At 71.6% G+C, this 1,674-nt stretch carries 1 protein-coding gene; it reads right to left on the bottom strand.

The features are described from left to right. On the bottom strand, positions 1–1,473 hold a 1,473-nt coding region (gene priA / locus AC1DOC_RS32685), incomplete at its 3' end, for a replication restart helicase PriA (protein WP_478131442.1). Positions 1,474–1,674 lie beyond the last annotated feature (201 nt).

Below are 1,674 nucleotides of genomic sequence, written 5' to 3'. Positions count from 1 at the left end.
GACCTCGCCCGAATGCACGGCCGCGAGCTGCGATTCGAGCGCGCCCTGTTTCTTGGTGCTGTCGGCGTCGATGCGCGCGATGCGTATGGCGCTGCCGTCGGGCCGCGTCACCGCCGCGAACAGCTCCGCCAGGTGTTCTTCGAGCCGCTCGGTGCCGCGGCCCACGGGCGCGATGTCGGGGTTGCCGCAGGAAGGGCAGGCGCGCGGCACGCGCTCGGTGAAGCCGCAGTGGTGGCAGCGCAGCGTGCGGTCGATCTTGTGGAACACGCGGTAGGCGCTGCAGTGCGGGCATTCGCTTTTCCAGCCGCAGTCGGCGCAGGCCAGCACCGGCGCATAGCCGCGGCGGTTCAGGAACACCATGCTCTGCTCGCCGCGCGCGATGCGCTGGCCGATGGCGTCGAGCAGCGCGGCCGAGATCACGGTCTTGGGCGGCTGCAGGTTCATGTCGACCAGCCGCACCGTGGGCAGCTCGCCGGCGCCGATGCGCGACGGCATGGCCAGCCGCACATAGCGCCCGCCCGGGTCCTCGCCCTCGGCGGGGCGGCTCTGGTGCCAGCTTTCGAGCGAGGGCGTGGCCGAGCCGAGGATGACCTTCGCGCCCTCCCGCTGGCCGCGCCAGACGGCGAGGTCACGCGCCGAATACCGCGCGCCTTCCTGCTGCTTGTAGCTGGGGTCGTGCTCCTCGTCGACCACCACGAGCTTCAGGCCCGGMATCGACGCGAACACCGCCATGCGCGTGCCCAGCACGATGCGCGCSGCGCCGCAGTGYGCCGCSAGCCAGCTCGCSAGGCGCTGCGGGTTSGTCATGCCGCTGTGCAGCGACACCACCGCGTCGTCGCCGAAGCGCGCCTTGAAGCGCGCTTCGAGCTGCGGCGTCAGGTTGATCTCGGGCACCATCACCAGCGCCTGCGCGCCGGGGTCGGCCGCGAGCAGGTCGGCCACGCAGCGCAGGTAGACCTCGGTCTTGCCGCTGCCGGTGCTGCCGACCAGGAGGAAGGTGCCGGCCTCGCCCGCCTCGATGCGGGCCAGCGCGGCCGTCTGCTCCGCGCTCAGCGCGACCGGGTGGGCGGCCTCGGCCGTCTCGGCCACCGGGCCGGCGGCCGTCTTGCGCTTGAGGCGGCGCGCCAGCTGCGTTCCGCTCAGGTCGCGCAGCTGCGGCGGCAGGGCGGCCAGGGCGATCTCGCCGATCGAGCGCTGGTAGTAGCGCGCGGCAAAGGCGACGAGGTCGCGCCAGGCCTCCCCGAGCGGGGCCAGCGCGTCCAGCGCGGCGCCCACGGGCTTCAGGGCCATGTCGGGCTCGGCATTTTCGAGCGAGACCGGCGGATTCCAGACCACGCCAAGCACCTCGCGCCGGCCCAGCGGCACCCGCACCAGCGTGCCGGGCACCAGGGCGGCGGGACTGGCATAGCTCAGCAGGTCGCCGAGCGCGGCATGCGCGGGCRTCTGCACCGCGATGTCGAGCCGCCAGGCCATCGCGGCGGGCACGCTCGCCGGTGCCGCGGCGGAGCCGGCCGCTGGCGTTGCTGCTGCTGTTTCGGAGACGGGGCTGACGGTGGGAATGGGTGTCCTTGTTGGCAAGGTTTGTTAATGCGACTTTGAACAAGATCGCTTAAGTCGTTGATTTTCCAGTGCCGACTTTGAACAAGATCGCTTAAGTCGTTGATTTTCCAGTGC

The organism is Variovorax sp. 01T439_2 (assembly GCF_056398445.1).
Note: the sequence above shows the minus strand (reverse complement) of the source record. Positions and strands in the feature narration are given on the sequence as shown.